The organism is Bacteroidota bacterium, assembly GCA_016699695.1.
In the GTDB taxonomy this organism is placed as follows: domain Bacteria; phylum Bacteroidota; class Bacteroidia; order Bacteroidales; family UBA10428; genus UBA10428.
The window spans coordinates 3614748-3633833 of record CP065006.1; the positions used below are offsets into that span (position 1 = coordinate 3614748).

The following is a 19086-nucleotide window of genomic DNA, read 5'->3' on the forward strand; positions in this document are numbered from 1 at the left end:
GAGTCACAAATATACAGATTGTGCTGTTGGTTCATGCTTGGCTTCAGAAAAATGAAATTACAAAGTGTACTGGAAATTCGGCCTTAATTGAAGTTGTGAATCTTAATATTTAAAAACCGATGAATACATTTGCAATAAAAAGAAAAGCATGACAACGGAATGGGAATGCAAAGACTGTGGCTGGAAAGGCGACGAGCACAAACTGGATTATGAACCGGTGGAAGGTTGTGTGGGCGACGATAAATTGGAAATATGCCCCCAATGTGGCAGTCATATGATTTTTATAGTTTGAAGTTAGCCCAGTGGGTTTATAACACCCTCATTTTAGCCCCGTGTGCCGGGCGTCCACGGCTCGCACGAAATCCGGCTTGTTCGGCCCATGCAGGGTCCACTAGCGCGCATTTAGCATTTGCGTAACGCGTGTTCATTCTAATATCTCAACTGTAATTAAACCATCGTGCCCGGCATAATTGCGAATTGCTTATATATTAAAACAGCAACCTATTTGTTAGCACGCGTTACGCAAGCTAAACGCGCGCCATTGAAATAATGAAATTTTTTGTTGTATGTTACATGCTATTTATGGCCACAAGTCAAAGACTTGCGGTAGTTGGGGCGAACGCTAGTTTAATTCTTTTATAACATTCTCTTAAACACATATGAATATTTCAAATGGTTATATTTGTTTTAGTAAAAAATGGCACTGGATGAGCATTATCAGATATATCACAACAAATTCATTTCTTCTTATAATTGCTGTAACTTCTATTCTGCTTAGTGCATGCTTGCAAAATAGCCAGGATGTGGAATTTGATAATTCTTCACAGGCAAATTCCGATAGCCTTACAATTATCAAATTGAATCCAGATTCATTAATAAACATTATTCCAGGTAAAAATGGAGTTCCTTATCCGAAAGTTATTAAATCAGGAACACCAAAAATAACAGAAACAAATTCAAATATTGTTAAGGCGGGTAGGCCAAAGATTATTTTGGCAGATATAAGCCATATTTATTTTATTGGTCAGGATTCATTTCAATTGCCAGAACAAGTACATGCGAATTTAAACCCAGTTTTGGCTGGTATTCCTGAGATTGTATTAGCCAAAGATCCCGTCAGTCGTGATCAGAATCCGCAAAATTTTAACATCTTCGGTAAACAGCAAGGTTTAAACGATGCTTTTATATTGTCGATGTTGCAAGATCGAAGCGGTAACCTTTGGTTTTCTTCGTATTCTGGTGTGACAAAATTTAATGGAATAACGTTTACTTTTTATACAGCTAAGGAAGGTTTAAATGGTTTCCCAATTAGATCAATCATTGAAGATCAAAGTGGAAATTTATGGTTCGGTACATATGGCGGCGGTGTTACAAGATTCGATGGCAAATTTTTCACCCATATTACTGTTCAAGAAGGATTGTTGAATGATAAAGTAAGAACAATAATCGAAGACCACAATGGTAATATTTGGTTTGCTACAGATGGAGGATTAAGCAAATTCGACGGAAAAATTTTTACAAATTATACTAAAGAGCAAGGATTATTAGATAATCAGGTAGGTTCAATTTTTGAAGATCATAATGGTAATTTATGGATAGGATCTTATGGAGGTGGCATTTCCAGACTTAATGCAGACAGAAAATCCTTCACGCATTTTACTCCTGAATATGGATTTCCAAATAGTACAATTAGGGTCATTGAAGAAGATTTTTATGGAAACATTTGGTTTGGGACTTCTGGCGGAGGTGTATTGAAATACGATGGCAATAATTTTATGCTTTATTCTGAAAAAGAAGGTCTTACAAATAACAACATTTGGGCAATTATTGAAGACCAGAATAGAGAAATCTGGTTTGGAACAGATTTGTCTATTTGCAAATTCGATGGTGAAAATTTTACCAGTTTTTCTGAAAATGAGGGTCTGTTGCTGATAACAATCAAATCAATACTTGAGGATAGAAATGGTAACCTATGGTTTGGTATGTATGGTGCAGGAATAGCCAAATACAATGGTAAAACCTTCACTCATTTTACCGAAAAAGAAGGCTTGCCCAATAGTATTATCAGATCAATTTACGAAGATCGAAAAGGTAATTTATGGTTAGGCACCTTCAGAGGCTTAAGCAAATACAATGGGAAAAGTTTTACACATTATACCACGAATGAGGGTTTATCGGATAATAATATCAGATCAATTTTCGAAGACAATAAAGGAAATCTCTGGGTTGGTACGAATAACGGTCTGAATAAGTTCGATGGAAAGAATTTTACGCATTTTACCTTAAAAGATGGAACATCGAAAAGCAGTTTCTTATCAATCATTGAAGATCGCAAAGGTAACCTTTGGTTTGGAACTTGGGGTGACGGCGCCTATAGATACAATGGTATAAGTTTTACACAATTTACGGTAAAAGAGGGTCTGACAAACAACTTTGTATGGTCGATTTTAGAGGATCGGGATGGAAATATTTGGTTTGGAACCGAAGGTGGAGTGAGTAAATTCGACGGAAAATCTTTTGTGCATTTTACCCAAAATGAAGGTTTAATAAACAATATTGTTTGGTCTTCATTGGAAGATCCAGATGGAAATATTTGGTTTGGCACTTTTGGAGGAATTACTATTTTAAGCAAGAAGGTAACTCAAGGTAACAGTCAGGAAACTGAATTTGATGGTTATAGAATTCTTTCATTAACTGAGCAACAAGGCTTATTGGGCAGTAATGTATTCAGTATATTTTTTGATAAAAGCGGAAACTTTTTTATCGGTACAGGAATCGGATTAAGCATAATAAATGCAGATAAACTTAAAGACAATGATTTACTAATAAAAAAATCCATTGACCCTTCAACCCCAATATTTGAAAATTATGGCTACGACGATGGATTTTTAGGCATAGGTGTTAATGAGGGTAAAACGATTTGCGAAACCAAAGATGGTAGTATATGGATTGGCGCTAGCGATAGGCTTACAGTTTATCACCCAAAGAACAAAAACCCGGATACCATACCTCCAACTATTCTGATGACAAGCATTGAAGTATTTAATGAGCTAATCCATTGGTCAAAACTGTCGAATAAAAAGATCGGTAAAAATCAAGAAGGTAGTTTTGGCTCTGCGAAAGACACAAGCATTGTCCTCGGTAATGGAGTTAAGTTGAATAATTTTAGGTTTAGCGATATTACTCCATATTACGGCCTTCCTATAGATTTGAGTTTAGCTTATCAGAATAACTACATTACTTTCAATTATACCGGTATCACACTGAAGCAAAGTAAAAATGTAAAATACCAATATAAACTCGAAGGCATTGACGAAAACTGGAGTGCTATCACAAATAGAACTTTAGCTCCTTATGGCAATCTTCCCCATGGTTCATATACCTTTAAAGTAAAAGCTATGAACGGCGAAGGTTTTTGGAGCAGAGAGTATTCTTATTCTTTTACTATTCGCCCTCCCTGGTGGGAAACAGTTTGGTTTAGACTTTTGTCTTTTATTTTAATTCTTATATTATTTATTGGACTATACAAATGGAGGATTTCTGCACTATCCAATCAAAAACAACAACTTGAGCAAATTGTAAGGGAGAAGACAATCGAAATTTCTAATCAAAACGAAGAACTAAAAACTCTAAATGAAGAACAGAACTTACTTAATAAAGAATTGTGTATAACCAATAAAGACTTGGGTTTTGCTAATGAAAAATTATACAAACAGCACAAAGAATTGGAAGCCACCCTGAAAAACCTAAAGATTGCCCAGGATCAAATCATTCAATCAGAAAAAATGGCTTCTCTGGGTATACTTTCGGCTGGTATAGCTCATGAAATAAACAATCCTTTAAATTTTATCCAAGGCGGTCTTTTTGGTATTGAAGAATATATCAATGAAAATCTTCCTGAACATGCAGAAAATTTTTCTCAATATTTAAAAAGTATTGATACTGGAATTGTTCGTGCTACGAGTATTGTAAGTAGTTTAAGTGCTTATAGTCGTAAAGATGAGTTGTTGAGAACCAATTGCAACGTTCATTCAATTATCGATAATTGCCTTATTATGTTGAATAATCGCTTAAAGTATAGGGTTGAAGTTGAAAAAGATTACTACAAGGGAGATTATTCAATAGAGGGTAACGAAGGGAAATTACATCAGGCTTTTTTAAATGTATTGTCAAATGCCGAACAAGCTATTGCAATTACAGGCTCGATAAGAATAAAAACTGAAGTTGATTCAATTTATTTTATTACTTATATATCAGATACAGGTTGTGGTATTGAAAAGGAAAATTTGGGAAAAATTTTTGAACCCTTCTTTACAACCAAAGAGCCAGGGAAAGGAACTGGTTTAGGTTTGTCGATTTCCTATAAAATTATTCTGGAGCACAATGGAACACTGGAATATGAATCGCAACTAGGTGAAGGAACAACAGCAATTATTAAATTACCCTTGGCTTAAATGTAAAAACTCTCAATTGAAAAGCTCATTCATATCAAGTTCGGCTTAAAGTCTTTGAGTTTTTAAAAGGAAAAATCGATATTTGGTCCGATGAAATGCATAGGGAATATCTTTAATGATAAGCACAAGAATTAAGCAAATAAGAAGAAATAGTTTTTTAATAATAATCCGTCAAGTTATTTTAGGACAAGTCACTGCAATTTTCAAATAGACAACTGCGACATTCAAGTAAGCTACTGCGACTTTCAAACTGTCAACTGCGACTTTCAATCTGTCAACTGCGACTTTCAAGTAAGTCACTGCGACTTTCAAATAGGCCACTGCGACTATCAAGTAAGCCACTGCAACTTATAAATAGACAACTGCGACTTTCAAACTGTCAACTGCGACATTCAAGTAAGTCACTGCGACTTTTAAGTAGGCAACTGCGACTATCAAGTAAGCCACTGCAACTTATAAATAGACAACTGCGAGTTTCTTATTACACCCAATAAACTTAAATCAATAATTTGCTAATAGACATTAACAAATGAAAATGAACCAATCTTCGCGACTTTCAATTCAATATGCTTTATAGAAATTGATTTTTCCTATTTCGATTTGTCCAGTGCTTTTTCCAGATCGTCGACAATATCGTCGATGTGTTCAAGCCCAACAGACAAGCGTACCATGGCTTTCGAAATCCCCACACTTTCCTGTTCTTCGGTACTCAATTTCGAGTGGGTGGTGGAAGCTGGGTGTGTGATGGTGGTGCGGGTGTCACCCAGGTTAGGGGTTATCGACAGCATTTCGATGTGGTCTATAAATCGTATGCAGCGTTCATAGCCCCCTTCTAATTCGAAAGTAACAAGTCCGCCACCCATGCGCATTTGTTTTTTGGCAAGTTCGTATTGTGGGTGAGAGGGGAGAAAAGGATATTTTACCGTTTTTATTCCCTTTTTACCCGACAAATGATTTGCCAGCTTGAGTGCATTGCTGCAATGCCTGTCCATCCGCACGGCCAATGTCTCGAGGCTTTTCGATAAAATCCAGGCATTAAAGGGCGAAAGGGAGGGCCCTGTCTGACGGGCAAAAAGATGCACTTGTTCCATGGCTGCTTTGGTACCCAACACCGCACCACCCATGGCACGACCCTGTCCATCGATGTACTTGGTGGCCGAATGGCATATCAGGTCGCAACCGTATTTGGCAGGATTTTGCAGGTAGGGCGTGGCAAAGCAATTGTCCACTACAAAAAGACATTGATTTTCGTGAGCCAACTTTCCAAGGTAATCCATATCGAGCAAATCAAGGCCAGGGTTCGAGGGTGTTTCGATAAATAGCAGGCGCGTATTGGGCATAATGGCCTCTTCCCATCCTTCCGGGTCATCATAATCGACATAAGTATGGGTTATTCCCCAACGGGGCAGCAATTGGGTAATAATCTGGTGCGAAGAACCAAACAGGCTGCGCGACGAAACAATGTGATCGCCCGCGCGTAGGTTGGCTACAATGGCTAAAAAAATTGCAGACATTCCGGTAGCTGTAGCAATGCCATCTTCGGTGCCTTCGAGCATACAGAGTTTCTGTGCAAACTCGTCGGAGTTCGGATTGGCAATGCGCGAATAATAATAACCTTCAATTTCATCGGCAAAAACAGCCCGGGCCTCTTCGGCACTGTCAAACACAAAACTTGAGGTGGCAAAGATAGGCACACTGTGTTCTTTCTTTTGTGAGCGCGAAAGCTGGTTGCGAATGGCGTTGGTTTCGAAGTGGGTGTAATTTTTCATTCGTTGGTTATTGCTGCCTGATGCATTGGTTTAGGGTGTAAAAATAGACTTTTTATTTTTCTGAAGCCATTCGATCATGTATTCATCTTATACAGTGTCAAAAATATTTGAACTGCTTAAAAGCTTTATGAATATTCGTTATCGAACCAGGAAATAAAATATTGGTTTGTATTAATCATAAAATAAAACGTTTATTCTATGATTGCCAACTCTCACATTATGCTTCGAGCGTGGCTCATCCCCTTTATGGGAAAGAGGGGTGAGCGTGGGCAAAATATAAAATAAGGTTGTAACGGGTATAATATAGTCTTATCATAGAAGCTTTTATTAATTGACTAAACCGGAAGTTAAAACAGATTGTTTTGATCAATACTTTGAAAAGTAGCAACTATTCGGTAACTTATACCCTTGGTATAGTTTGTTTTCCACCTAAACTTTGCAATTATGTACACTGTAAAAGACATTCTCGAAACCAAAGGCTATGAATGTGTCACCATCGATCCGGAAGCGACCGTGTATGAGGCACTCAAGAAAATGGCCGGTAAAAATGTAGGCGCACTGCCGGTAGTGAAAGACCAAAAAGTGATGGGCATCTTTTCTGAACGCGATTATGCCCGCAAACTGGTACTCATGGGCAAAACTTCCCACGAATCGCTGGTAAAAAGCCTTATGACCGACCGGGTTTTTGGAGTGAAACCGGAAACCACCATCAACGAATGCATGAAGCTGATGACCGACAACCGTGTGCGCCATCTTCCTGTAGTCGATAAAGACCAGAAACTTGTGGGTATTATCTCCATTGGCGATGTGGTAAACAAAGTAATAATGGCACAAAACAATACCATTAGCCAGCTCGAAGATTACATCATCGGTAAAAGGTAATTTTTAGCAAGTTTATCAAATATGCACGGGTTATTGTTTTTTGCCCATTTTTCGCTCCGATGCAACTTTTTTGATAAACTCAGTGTGGGGTTGAGTGGGGATATTCCAGTTAATCAGGGACCGTGCACGAAGGTCTGAGAAGGCTTCACCGGCTCTCACTGGCTTTTGGTGCGTAAGGCCTGCCTCGGTGCCATAGTAAATAATTACCGGCTGATTTTGTTTGAAAAGCAAGGCCAGGATTTTGCGGTATAGCGTTTCATCCTGTTTGCAAGCATACATCAAGCGCGATGTGTCGTGGTTGTCTAAAAACCTTGGCAATAGAAATCCGGCAGGGTAGAGATGATTATACGAATCGATCAGTTTTTCGAGTTTTGCCGGATTTGTGTTTGCAAGCTGAATGTGGTCCAACACCAGCTGTCGCCATCCAAAATCAAGTACTCCATCGAGCAGGCCTATGTAATGTTTCTGAATGTCGGTCTGCTTAAATCCCTGTTTCCAATAATTGTAACGTCCCCTCAATCGCAATGTTTTCAGGTGTTTGTAGTGCATGCCTTCTGTCCAGGCTTCGCCGATGAGCACAAAGGCCGGATTGATGGCTTTGAGCGCTTCACTAAGTTTTTGGATAAATGCATCTGGAAGACCAACCACATGGTCGATTCTGAAACCATCAAAGCCCAGGCGGGCCCATTGCACCATATTTTCAATAAACCACTCTGCTGTAGCAGGATTTTGTAAATTGAACTTGGCAAGCTCCGGAAAATCAAGAAATGTAAGATACCGACAAGGCCATTCGTTAAAAGTGAACCATGAAAAATACTCGCTTTGTTTTGATGCTTGTGCTTGCTGAAACCATGGATGTTGCACAGAGCAATGGTTTGGCACTACATCAGCGATAATTCGCATGTTTCTGAGTTTGCAGGCAGCAATCAGGTTTTTTAGGTCGGCCAAGGTGCCAAATTGTGGTTCTACCTGCGAATAATCGGTAATATGGTAACCGTGGTATGATGTAGTAGAATAAAAAGGCGATAACCACAAGGTGCCGGCACCCAGGTTTTGGATGTGATCGAGTTTTTGTTCAATGGCTTGGAGGTTTCCGCCACAAAAAGTGTCTTTTCCTGCATTGGCTTCTTCAGAAAAACCTGCAAAACGATCGATGAGCACATGATAAATAATAGAATGCTTTATCCATTCAGTCATAGAAAAATATCTTTTGCCTATTCGAGCTAAAATAGAAAAATTCCTTCCATTCAACATGCACCCGGTATATTTTGATAAGGGAAGTGATGGAATAAAAAAAGGGGACCAATTTGATCTCCTTTTGGTTAATTTGGGTTTTATTTAAATTAACACTACTGTACGGTTAAGAATTAAAATCATTAAATATGCTTAATTGTCATAAAAATAGTTCTATAATTCAATGAATTAAACTTCTGTCTAATGCCAATTCTTTTTTTGCTATTCTATTACCCCTGGCTTAAGCCAGGGGCTATTAAACTGCTCCATTATTGGGCTTTAGCCAAATCTTTATTATTTACCGGACAGTAATGTTATTTTAACTCTTTTTCGAGTTCAAAATCCCAGAAATCATAATTCACCGTCGATTCTATTTTGTTTTCCAGTTCATCTTCCAACTCAGGAAAAAAGTCAATGCCTGTTTCTTCTTCCAGCTTATCCACGCTAAGGGTGTACGATTTCAACGAACCCGACGAAACCCCGTTCTTAAATTTGAAGGCAATGGCCTGCTGACTTTGTGGGTCATACACCACTTTATAATAATTCTTAGGTACAGCTACTTTATTCTCTCCCAGTGTGGTAAATGGAGCATCTTTGGCAATGGGGCCTGCTACAATATGAAATACCTGCTTGTCGCCAAGCCACATGCGAATCAGGTCTTCGGTTTTTAACCACATATGTGTATAGAAGGCAAACTTCATGGGAACAATGTTGCTCATGTAAAAGCTTTGTGCCGTGGCCCCTTCGAGGTGCATTACGTCGAGGTAATTGCACAGTTGGGCAAATTCATAGCCACTGTCTTTATAATCTTTTTTTTCGGCAGAGCGTGTCTGAACGGCCGGATCCGGAACATATTTAGGATTTACCTTTGCAGCTTCATCTACCTCGGATTGAGTAACATTGTAAGCCACCCAAGAGCTGAATACATAAGCCGAACTATAAGACATAGAAAAACCATTGTGATGGATGAGCTGTTCTCGCTCCTGAGGGGCAGGAAGCATTAAACCTGCTGTCTGGGCAAGCAAAAAATGACTGAAAATTGCACTAATTCCAAGGAGAAAGATTTTTTTCATATGTGATTACTTTTTCAGGGTAAATATTTCATCGATTTTCTGGTTTGTATACTGCGAATGTTTAAAATGGGTTACACACGAATAATCTTTTTGTAATTCAATCCAGTCGCTAATTCTAAAGGCCATTCGGCGTGAAAAACACAGCCTTTATCGATTGAGCATGGTGGTTTACCTATAGTTATAGTTAATTTTCGAATGGCACATGATAATTTCGAGCAACAAAAAAATGTTGGCTTTTTAAAACCATCTAACCGAATCTGATGTTCTTATAACACTAATTTAATCTAAAACTATGCACGGAGGATCGCTCAAATTTGTTTTCATCATTTTATTTATACTCTTGTTAATTGACCTCTACGCTTTCAGAGGACTCCGGTTTTTTACCTCTGGATGGAGTACCACCGCTAAAATTATTGTCAATATTTCGTATTGGTTGATCCCTGTATTTATTGTGTTGATGACAATCATTATTATACAGAAAATGCCGGAATTGAGTTCGGGTAAACTCTATTACCGAACCTTCTATACCTTCATGGGAGTAATGGTTTTGTTTTATGTGCCCAAGCTTATTTTTTCAGTATTTGAATTAGGTAACGACCTTTCGAACATGGTTGTTTTTATAGTGAACAAGATAAAACCCGGCGATTCATTTGCAAACTTGCAAGTGTTTAGGTATTCAGGTGCGGTATTGGCAGGTCTGGTTTTTTTCTTTACTTTTTTTGGCATTGTGCATGGTCGCTATCATTACAAGGTAAATAAACTGCTTGTTGAAAGCAGCCGCATTCCAAAAGCATTTGAAGGGTTTAGAATCGTACAAATTTCCGATTGGCATATTGGAAGCTTTTATGGAAAACCTCACCGTGTTCAGGAGGCTGTAGACCGCATCAATGCGCTTAAACCCGATTTGATCCTTTTTACCGGCGATTTGGTTAACAATGTGGCCGGAGAAGCTGAAGAATTCATTGAACAGTTATCGCAACTTCATGCACCTTATGGGATTTACTCCATTCTGGGAAACCACGATTATGGCGATTATGTGCGTTGGCCAAGTCCCGAAGCAGCCGAGAAGAACCTCGAAGAGCTGAAAGAAATTCATAAAAAAATAAATTTTAAATTGCTCAACAATACCTCTGTTTTTCTTGAAAAAGAAAAGGAAAGAATAAACCTTATTGGTATAGAAAACTGGGGATTGCCTCCTTTTCCGCAATATGGAAATCTTGCAGAAGCAATGCAGGGAATCGATACAAATGCTTATAAAATATTGCTTTCACACGATCCCTCTCATTGGGATGCTGAGGTGATAAACCAAACCGATATCGATCTTACACTTGCAGGTCATACGCATGGCATGCAATTCGGCATAGACTTAGGGGGGTGGAAGTGGAGCATGGTAAAATTTAAGTACCCTCGCTGGAGCGGAATGTACAAGCATAAGGAGCAGCTTTTGTATGTGAATGTAGGGATAGGTTACATAGGCTTTCCTGGCAGGGTGGGTATTCGACCAGAAATTGCAGTAATAGAGTTAAAGAATAAGTAAAAAAAATTCGTATCTTTTTAAACCTAATTGCAACTACGCCGTAAAACCACCTGAAATTTAATAAGCACTGAATGAATCGCCTGTTGACTCTATTTATTTGTGTAAGTATTGCCCTTATCAACCCTTTGTTAGCTCAGGAACCCGAAACGGAGTCAAAAAAAGACTATCAGGCGAAAAAAGAAAAGCCTCAGAATTATAGTATCGACAATTACAAGGCGCCTCATTCAAGCAAATCGGCAAATAAAAAAAGTCAGGCAGCTGCAAAGAAGCTTCAGAAGAAAGAAGCCAAAACCAAGGAAAAACAACAAAAATTATTAGCCAAATCGGCCAGTAAAGATAGTCGTGCCACCCAAGCCGAGAATCAAAAAATTACCCGTCAGCAAGATCAAAAAGTTCAGGAAAAGCAAAACAAAACTGCACAGGAATCTGAAGCCATCGCACGCGAAAACGAGCGCATTCTTGCCGAACAACAAGCCAGAGCCGAACAAACCAAAGACGAAAGTGAACTTGTAAAAAAAGAAAACGAGGCTATTCTTAGTGAACAGCAAAAGTTGAAAGAGAAGCAATTGAGAGAAAGCCAGGAACAAAGCGAAGTGATAAGTCGCGAAAACGAGGCTTTGCTCCGTGAACAACAAAAAGCAAAAGAACTTCAACAAAAAGAGGCTGCAGCGCAAAGTGCAGAAATCGACAAGCATAATCTTCAAGTACTTTCGTTGGAGAAAGGGACCTATGCCGAGGCCATGAAAAGAGCGGAAACCGAGCAACTAGCGCTGAAAAAAGAGAATGAACAAATACTCAAAGATCAGCAAAATGCAATGGCCCTGGCTCAAAAGGAAAATGCAGAGCAGAGCAAGCAGGTTCAGCGCGAGAACCAAAAACGAATGGATGAAATTGCCAAACAGCAGGCAAAAATGCAAAAAGAGCAACAAAAGTTAAGTGCTGAATTGGCAGCCTATAATCAAAAAGTGCTGGCCTTTGAAGAGGGCGATTATGCAGTAAGGCTTAAGGAGCAGGAGCAGCTGAGCAAAGAAACTCAAAGCGAAAACGAAAAAATAATCGCACAGCAACAAAAAAATGCTTCTCAGCTGCAACGCGAGCGGGAAAAGGATCAGGCCATGATAAGTAGCGAAAACGATAAGGCGAAAGAAAAACGTTTAAAGGAAGAGGAGAAGCTGAAGAAAGAACAGGAAGCGCTTAGTGCTGAAATCGACAAATATAACCAATCGGTACTGGCCTTCGAAACCGGCATGTATGCCGATCAGATGAAGGCAGCCGAAGCAGAATCGGAGGCTTTGCAAAGAGAGAATAAGGAAATCTTGGCTTCTCAACAATCGCTGCAGGAACAACGACTCAAAGAAAATCAGCGCATAAGTGCCGAGATTAACAAAGAGAATGAGAAAAAACTGGCTGAGCAGCGCCACAAGATGGAGGTACAGCGGGCAGAATGGGAAAAGGAAAGTCGCGAGCTGGAAAAATACAACCTGGCAGTATTGTCCTACGAACAAGGTGTCTATGCCGACCAGTTAAAAATAACGCAGGCTGAAAGCGATCAGCTTAAAAAAGAAAACGAGCAAATTCTTTCTTCGCAACAAAAAAGAATGGAGGCTGCCCAGAAAGAAAATCAGGTTTTAAGCAGTGAGCTTAAAAAGGAAAACGATAAGGCCCTTGCTAGTCAGGCAAAACAAAAAGAAAAAATCGCACAGGAAGAACAAAAGCTCAGTCAGAAAATAGATGCCTACAATCAAAAGGTATTGGCACTCGAAACGGGTCTATATGCCCAGCAATTGAAAGAGCAGGAGAGGGCACAACAGGAACTGAAAAAAGAAAACCAGCAGACAATAGCTTCGCTCGACAAGGCGCAGCAGCAGATAAGGGCAGAGCAGGAGCAAGCCAGCGAAGAGCTGCGCAAGCAGAATGAAAAAGAGGCTGCCAACCGCCAGAAGCAAATAGCCACCATGCAGAAGGAACAGGAAAAGATAAGCCGCGAAGTGGCAGCCCATAACGAGAAAGTATTAAACTACGAATTGGGTGCCTATGCTCAACAGGTGAAAGAGGCCGAGACAGAAAGACTTCGCCTGCAAAAGGAAAATGATAAAATTTTAGCACAACAACAGGCCGATGAAGAACTAAAACGCCGCGAAAAGGAAAAGGCTAGTGCCAACTTACAAAAACAAAATGAAGCCATACTTGGTGAACAGGCACGCGAAAAAGAACTTCAGCAAAAAGAGGCGGAAAAGATCAGTGCCGAAATAGACAAGGAAAACCAACGTTTACTGGCCTACCAGCTTGCAATGCAGGAAGCCGCAGCCAATGGCGAAGATAAGGCCAGCCTAGAACTGCGTAAGCAGAACGAGGATATTTTAAAAGAACAGCAAAAGAACCTGCTTATCCGTCAGAAAGAATTAGAAAATCAGAGTGAAGCGATAGAAACGGAAAACCAGAAAGTTCTTAAGGCTCAGCAAAAAGAATACGAACAGCTGGCTGAGGAAGAACTCAAACTTTCGGCAGAGATTTATGCCACCAACCAGGAAATGATTGCCCGCAGGGAAATAGAATCGTACAAAAAGCAAATGAAGGAATTAGACAGCAGTTACGAAACCTTCAAAGCCAACCAGAAAGAAATTAAAAAGCAGCAGAAAGAGCGGGATAAGCTTTTAAAGGAATATTACAAAACAAGCCTGGAAATTCAAAAAATGAACCAAAAAACCTTGTCGGGAAAGTAGTTTTCAACTCAACAATTAAACAAAAACTGATTTAAAAATCATAAGGTTCTTTCGGTTAAAAGATGGTCTAACAATAAATGCCCGGTAAAGAAAATTCAAATTCTCTACCGGGTATTTTTTTTAAAATGATTGTCTACTTGAGCTTGTTTCTTAAAAGATACACCGTTTTTCCATTCCAAGGTTTTCCTACTATGTCGATATCACCATCGCCATCGATATCCCTTTTATCTTTTTTAGGTATTGAAAACAAATAGTTAAGTGTAGTTATCAAAACTACACTTAGGCAGCATTGCCAGCATAAGTGCTAAATAATATTTGTAGTTGATTGGCTGTTACGTATTAAAGAAAAATGTAGAATTCAATATATTTGTTTTATGGGTAATGCATATCAGATAAAAGACCAGGAAGCAACATATTATTTGACATTTCAAGTTGTAGGTTGGGCAGATATCTTTTGCAGGAAAGTATATCGCGATATCATAATTGAAAGTTTTGAATATTGTAGACGAAACAAAGGATTGGAAATATTTGCATATGTTATCATGACAAATCATGTTCACGCTATATTGCGTAGCAAAGAGGGACAATTGTCTGATATAGTTAGAGATTTTAAAAAACACACATCAAAGCAAATACTTGAGGCAGTAAATACAAACAATGAAAGCAGACGTGAGTGATTAGATATGATTTTTAAATACCACGCTAAATTCAATAAGCGTGCTGGTGAAAGGCAATTATGGACACACGAGAATCATGCTGTGGAGCTTAGTACCAGTGAGATGATTGAATCGAGAATTAATTATATTCATGAAAATCCAGTAAGAGCAGGCTGGGTTGAAAATCCAGAAGATTACTTGTATAGCAGTGCCAGGAATTTTTCTGAGATGACAGGTTTAATCGAAATAGATGAAATATAGGGTTGTAGTTGCAAACTACAACCAGAGAGGAAGGAGACTTAATACTTTTTAATATTATTGTTGATGAAGCTACCAAATAGGATATCATTTAATACATTAGAAATCAGACAAAATATCATAAGGCAAAGAAAAATACTTATCTTATCTTTATTTGTTTTTCCAGTTCTTGGGTATTTTTTTAAACCACATGAATCAAAAGAGCTACTTATTCTATTTCTTTTGTTGTTTTTTGGTATGGTTTTGCTTAACATATTATTTCAGGCATTTGTCAAAAGATATAGAATTACCGGTTCTTTAAATATTGAAGAGACAAAGACAATAATAAATAATAAAAATATCGCTTTAAGTGATATAGAAAGAATCACTGTATACTACTCTGGAGTCAAAGGGGATATGTATCCTTTAGCTGGCTTCGGTATTGGTATCTTTGGGTTCAACGATGGTGCTAACAATAAAATACAAATTATAAAAAAAGATAAAACTAGCATTAACACTAATTTTTTAATAGAAACAAAAGAAAAATACACGATTTTGAAACGCTATTTCCAATTTTATAGAGAAAAAGGAATTGAAATAAATATTTGCATTATTAATCCGACCCCTGTCTAACACACCCTTCTGGGCGTAGAATGCAAGAAAAATAGCACTAAGCTTAATTAGAGCGCTGGGCGTAGTTTTCAGCAACTACGCCCTTTTATCTTTTTTGGGTATTGAAAACAAATAGTTAAGTGTAGTTATCAAAACTACACTTAGGCACCAGAATTAATTATATTCATGAAAATCCAGTAAGAGCAGGCTGGGTTGAAAATCCAGAAGATTACTTGTATAGTAGTGCCAGAAATTTTTCTGAGATGACAGGTTTAATCGAAATAGATGAAATATAGGGTTGTAGTTGCAAACTACAACCAGAGAGGGATGGTCTATCAATAAATGCCCGGTAAAGAAAATTCAAATTCTCTACCGGGCATTTTCTTTAATATGATTGTCTACTTGAGTTTGTTTCTTAAAAGATACACCGTTTTTCCATTCCAGGGTTTTCCGACAATGTCGATATCACCATCGCCATCGATATCGCCGGCCATGGCATCGATGCACTCTGTTTTAAAGAGTATTTCTTTTTGAGTCCAGGCATTGCCTGTGCCATCGGAATTTTCCCAAATAAAGCATCTTTTGTAAAGGTCCCCCAACTGGCGCAAGCTTGTAAATAAGAAAAAGGCACTGGCGCAAGCATCCGCTTGTGCTTTTCAACTTATTTTCTAAATTTACTGATACAATCTTTCCCAACATCAATGAGCAGAAAATATAAATTTAAAAACCCAGAAGGTATTTATTTTATTAGTTTTGCTACAGTTTACTGGATAGATGTGTTTATTCGTAACGAATACAAAGAGATAGTTATTGAAAGCTGGAAATATTGCCAAAAAGAAAAAGGCTTGAATATTTATGCATGGATAATTATGACAAGCCATGTGCATATGATAATTGGAAGTAAAACCAATAAATTGGAAGATGTTGTAAGGGATATGAAAAGTTTTACATCACGAAAATTAAAGGACGCAATAAAAGAAAATAAACAGGAAAGCAGGCGGGAATGGATGTTATGGATGATGGAACGTGCTGGCAGGAAAAATAGCAACAATAATAATTTTCAGTTCTGGCAGCAACATAATAAACCAATAGAGCTGTCAGACAATAAAATAATGGATCAAAAACTGGATTATCTGCATAATAATCCTGTAGTTGATGGGATAGTTAATAATCCGGAAGATTATGTTTATAGCAGTGCCAGAGATTATTGTGGTATCAAAGGGTTGATAGATATTGAATTAATCTGTTGAGCAATTTTGAAGGCACAAGCGGATGCTTGCGCCAGTTGGGGGAGATGATTGAATCGAGAATTAATTATATTCATGAAAATCCAGTAAGAGCAGGCTGGGTTGAAAATCCAGAAGATTACTTGTATAGTAGTGCCAGGAATTTTTCTGAGATGACAGGTTTAATCGAAATAGATGAAATATAGGGTTGTAGTTGCAAACTACAACCAGAGAGGGATGGTCTATCAATAAATGCCCGGTAAAGAAAATTCAAATTCTCTACCGGGCATTTTCTTTAATATGATTGTCTACTTGAGTTTGTTTCTTAAAAGATACACCGTTTTGCCATTCCATGGTTTTCCAACAATGTCGATATCACCATCGCCATCGATATCACCAGCCATGGCATCGATGCACTCTGTTTTAAAGAGTATTTCTTTTTGAGTCCAGGCATTGCCTGTGCCATCGGTATTTTCCCAAATAAAGCATCTTTTGTAAAGGTCTTTGGTCATGGGACCACCACCGGAAAAGAAATCAAGGTCGCCATCCTTGTCGAAATCGGCTACACACAAAGAGTGTAAATCCTGGTTGGTGGCAGTGGCTACCGGGTGCTGGTACCAGTTAATTCCCTTTCCATCTTTGTTTTCGTGCCAGGCAATGCTGCCACTGGGGTTATTGGCTTCGCTTTGTACTATATCTGCATCGCCATCGCCATCCATATCCACAGCATAAACCCTCGACGACAGGGCAAACTTTCCCTGGTAATGTACAAACCTGAGTGTTTTGTGTTCGCTCCATTTGGTGGCATCGCCCTCGAGGTTGTCAAACCAGATGTTCGATCTTATAATATCAGGGTCACCATCATTTTCGATGTCGGCAATGCCCAGGGGTGCAATACCTCCTGGCACTCCATCACCAATCCTTATTTTTTTCCACTTCTTTTCGGGGGTGTTGCCCGGAAAATAAATGTAGGTTCCTTCGAGCTGACTCACAGCTATTATTTCGGGTTTACCATCTCTGTTCATATCGGCAGCCTGCATGTCATACGCAATGATAGCACCGTTTTCGTACCTGGTCCATTCTGCTCCCTTCGTGCCGGGGTTTTTGTACCAGGTACCACCCGATACCTGGTCGGACCATCCATCGCCATCGATATCAACCACAAGGCCGGCTTTGTCTGTGAGGGCATTTGAACCAATAGTATGGCGCGGCCATTCCTGCCCACTGGTATTTTCGAAATACCAGATCTGGCCATCGTTCGACCCCACCACCACATCAAGGTCACCATCCTTGTCCAGATCTGCAAGTGACGATTGGCAGAGCATGGGGCTATCGGTTTCTCCTATCACCTCATAGGTAAAATCGGGCATCTGGGCATTCAGCATGGTACAGGCAGGCCCTAATAAAGTCAGGTAAAATAGAATTCTTTGCATATAGTTAGCTTTTATCTCTCTAAATTAATGAATCGAATTCGAAATAGAAAGGTTTTTGGCTTATCGTTTGGGTTTGTGGTGCTAAGGGTTCGTTGTTTTTTTTCGTCATATACTTATTCTAAAAGGTCTTCACTGCCGCAAGTCTGAGACTTGTGGCTATAAACAATAACATATAACCGTATAACAATTTTACCTGGAATAAGTGCCAGGCATTTTTATTGTTGTTGTTTTATTGAATTGGCCACAAGTCACAGACTTGCGGCAGTGGCGAGAGCCGACTGTCAGATCAAGTCCTAACCATTATTTGATTTAAAATTCAATCTGTATTTTTATTTTTCCGCCAAGTCCTTTCTCAACTATATCATATAGAGTTTTTAAAGTCATATTACTTGCGTCATTTTCAATCCTTGATATAAAACTCCGTTTTTTATCTATAACCTGTCCTAATTGGTCTTGGGTCATTTGTTTTTTTTCTCTTGCTTCTCTGAGCATTAATCCGACCCTTAAAGACTTAAATTCCCGCTCTAAACGATCTCTTCGCTCGGTTCCTTGTTTTCCATATACTTGGTCTTTCAAGTCTGTCCAGGTTGTTGTGTTTGCATTTTTCATATTCATTCTCCTTTTTCTTTGTAATACTCATTCATTAACTTTTCCGCCCTATCAATTTCAGATTTTGGTGTCTTTTGCGATTTTTTCTGAAATCCATTCAGTAGAATCACTAATTTTCCTTTGTCAAAAAAGCAAAAGACTCGCCAAATATCAGAACCAAGATTTATTCTTGCTTCGTAAAGTCCTTTTGTTCCTTCAATATGCTTGAGATACTTTTCTGGAATTCGTTGCTGAAATTCAATTATTTCAATGATTTTGAAAATTTTGTCTTGAACTTTTTGCGGCTGTTCAATAAGAAATTCCTTGAAATAACCCTTATAAGCAATGACTGACCGAATTCGTTCCATTCAATCCATTTTTCGTCAAAGTTAACTTATAAGTTACAAATTTGCAATTACTTTCTTTCCTCGCTAGTATAAGCTTGTAGCAGGCTGGTTCGAGCTTGAAGCTCGGACCAACTAGTAATTATAGGTTTTAAAATCGGCTTGAAAAAACTACGCCTCGTCTGGGTTTGATGCGCGGATGGGCAGGATAAAAAGCGATGAGTAAGGCATTTGTAATGCCGGCATAAAAAGAGCTAAAGTATTTTAGAGAGGGTTAGCAAAAAACCTTAACAACGAATTAACAAAAAAGAGCCCCTCT

General features: G+C 38.7%; 14 protein-coding genes and 1 pseudogene. 8 read left to right on the forward strand and 7 right to left on the reverse strand.

Annotation, left to right across the window (positions count from 1 at the left end; translation table 11 throughout):
- Positions 1-148 precede the first annotated feature (148 nt).
- Together IPM71_15055 and IPM71_15060 are read left to right on the forward strand one after the other, a co-directional pair.
- The gene (locus IPM71_15055) at positions 149-292 is read left to right on the forward strand and encodes a hypothetical protein (GenBank protein QQS50881.1); all 144 of its coding nucleotides are present in this window, start codon (positions 149-151) and stop codon (positions 290-292) included.
- A gap of 367 nt (positions 293-659) precedes the next feature.
- Complete coding sequence (locus tag IPM71_15060) at positions 660-4454, forward strand: hypothetical protein (GenBank protein QQS50882.1); 3795 nt, start codon at positions 660-662, stop codon at positions 4452-4454.
- Positions 4455-5044: 590 nt separating this feature from the next.
- Here the strand turns inward: IPM71_15060 and IPM71_15065 are convergent.
- Positions 5045-6223, reverse strand: coding sequence for an O-succinylhomoserine sulfhydrylase (locus tag IPM71_15065; GenBank protein QQS50883.1), 1179 nt, complete (start codon positions 6221-6223; stop codon positions 5045-5047).
- Positions 6224-6667: 444 nt separating this feature from the next.
- On the opposite strand from IPM71_15065, the gene IPM71_15070 reads away from it, so the two are divergent.
- Positions 6668-7105 (forward strand): CBS domain-containing protein, encoded by a 438-nt coding sequence (locus IPM71_15070; protein QQS50884.1) that lies wholly within the window; start codon positions 6668-6670, stop codon positions 7103-7105.
- A 30-nt stretch (positions 7106-7135) separates the two neighbouring features.
- On the opposite strand, the gene IPM71_15075 is transcribed toward IPM71_15070, so the two are convergent.
- Together IPM71_15075 and IPM71_15080 are read right to left on the reverse strand one after the other, a co-directional pair.
- Entirely contained in the window at positions 7136-8302 is a 1167-nt protein-coding gene (locus tag IPM71_15075; protein ID QQS50885.1) for a hypothetical protein, read from the reverse strand.
- Positions 8303-8652: 350 nt separating this feature from the next.
- Positions 8653-9411, reverse strand: a complete 759-nt coding sequence (locus tag IPM71_15080; protein QQS50886.1) for a DNA/RNA non-specific endonuclease — start codon at positions 9409-9411, stop codon at positions 8653-8655.
- A gap of 292 nt (positions 9412-9703) precedes the next feature.
- Here IPM71_15080 and IPM71_15085 point away from each other — a divergent pair, with 292 nt between their 5' ends.
- From IPM71_15085 to IPM71_15100, 4 genes and pseudogenes are all read left to right on the forward strand, one after another.
- Positions 9704-10948 (forward strand): metallophosphoesterase, encoded by a 1245-nt coding sequence (locus tag IPM71_15085; GenBank protein ID QQS50887.1) that lies wholly within the window; start codon positions 9704-9706, stop codon positions 10946-10948.
- A gap of 71 nt (positions 10949-11019) precedes the next feature.
- The gene (locus tag IPM71_15090) at positions 11020-13671 is read left to right on the forward strand and encodes a hypothetical protein (protein ID QQS50888.1); all 2652 of its coding nucleotides are present in this window, start codon (positions 11020-11022) and stop codon (positions 13669-13671) included.
- Positions 13672-14045: 374 nt separating this feature from the next.
- Positions 14046-14588, forward strand: a pseudogene (locus IPM71_15095) (transposase).
- A gap of 63 nt (positions 14589-14651) precedes the next feature.
- Complete coding sequence (locus tag IPM71_15100) at positions 14652-15197, forward strand: hypothetical protein (GenBank protein ID QQS50889.1); 546 nt, start codon at positions 14652-14654, stop codon at positions 15195-15197.
- 377 nt (positions 15198-15574) lie between these two features.
- On the opposite strand, the gene IPM71_15105 is transcribed toward IPM71_15100, so the two are convergent.
- Positions 15575-15775 (reverse strand): hypothetical protein, encoded by a 201-nt coding sequence (locus IPM71_15105; GenBank protein QQS50890.1) that lies wholly within the window; start codon positions 15773-15775, stop codon positions 15575-15577.
- A 102-nt stretch (positions 15776-15877) separates the two neighbouring features.
- On the opposite strand from IPM71_15105, the gene IPM71_15110 reads away from it, so the two are divergent.
- Entirely contained in the window at positions 15878-16426 is a 549-nt protein-coding gene (locus IPM71_15110; protein QQS50891.1) for a transposase, read from the forward strand.
- A 284-nt stretch (positions 16427-16710) separates the two neighbouring features.
- Here the strand turns inward: IPM71_15110 and IPM71_15115 are convergent, their stop codons facing one another.
- The 3 genes from IPM71_15115 to IPM71_15125 all read right to left on the reverse strand — a co-directional run bounded on the left by IPM71_15115 (position 16711) and on the right by IPM71_15125 (position 18791).
- Complete coding sequence (locus IPM71_15115) at positions 16711-17835, reverse strand: VCBS repeat-containing protein (GenBank protein ID QQS50892.1); 1125 nt, start codon at positions 17833-17835, stop codon at positions 16711-16713.
- A gap of 309 nt (positions 17836-18144) precedes the next feature.
- Positions 18145-18444, reverse strand: a complete 300-nt coding sequence (locus IPM71_15120) for a helix-turn-helix transcriptional regulator (protein ID QQS50893.1) — start codon at positions 18442-18444, stop codon at positions 18145-18147.
- Between the two features lie 2 nt (positions 18445-18446).
- Positions 18447-18791 carry a type II toxin-antitoxin system RelE/ParE family toxin gene (locus IPM71_15125; GenBank protein QQS50894.1) on the reverse strand — a complete coding sequence of 115 codons (345 nt, stop codon included), beginning with the start codon at positions 18789-18791 and terminating at the stop codon, positions 18447-18449.
- Between the last annotated feature and the right edge of the window lie 295 nt (positions 18792-19086).

Bases quoted from the DNA above. Each gene is read 5' to 3' on its own strand.
- IPM71_15055 (QQS50881.1), top strand. From the start codon at position 149: ATGACAACGGAATGGGAATGCAAAGACTGTGGCTGGAAAGGCGACGAG.
- IPM71_15060 (QQS50882.1), top strand. From the start codon at position 660: ATGAATATTTCAAATGGTTATATTTGTTTTAGTAAAAAATGGCACTGG.
- IPM71_15065 (QQS50883.1), bottom strand. From the start codon at position 6,223: ATGAAAAATTACACCCACTTCGAAACCAACGCCATTCGCAACCAGCTT.
- IPM71_15070 (QQS50884.1), top strand. From the start codon at position 6,668: ATGTACACTGTAAAAGACATTCTCGAAACCAAAGGCTATGAATGTGTC.
- IPM71_15075 (QQS50885.1), bottom strand. From the start codon at position 8,302: ATGACTGAATGGATAAAGCATTCTATTATTTATCATGTGCTCATCGAT.
- IPM71_15080 (QQS50886.1), bottom strand. From the start codon at position 9,411: ATGAAAAAAATCTTTCTCCTTGGAATTAGTGCAATTTTCAGTCATTTT.
- IPM71_15085 (QQS50887.1), top strand. From the start codon at position 9,704: ATGCACGGAGGATCGCTCAAATTTGTTTTCATCATTTTATTTATACTC.
- IPM71_15090 (QQS50888.1), top strand. From the start codon at position 11,020: ATGAATCGCCTGTTGACTCTATTTATTTGTGTAAGTATTGCCCTTATC.
- IPM71_15100 (QQS50889.1), top strand. From the start codon at position 14,652: ATGAAGCTACCAAATAGGATATCATTTAATACATTAGAAATCAGACAA.
- IPM71_15110 (QQS50891.1), top strand. From the start codon at position 15,878: ATGAGCAGAAAATATAAATTTAAAAACCCAGAAGGTATTTATTTTATT.
- IPM71_15115 (QQS50892.1), bottom strand. From the start codon at position 17,835: ATGCAAAGAATTCTATTTTACCTGACTTTATTAGGGCCTGCCTGTACC.
- IPM71_15120 (QQS50893.1), bottom strand. From the start codon at position 18,444: ATGAAAAATGCAAACACAACAACCTGGACAGACTTGAAAGACCAAGTA.
- IPM71_15125 (QQS50894.1), bottom strand. From the start codon at position 18,791: ATGGAACGAATTCGGTCAGTCATTGCTTATAAGGGTTATTTCAAGGAA.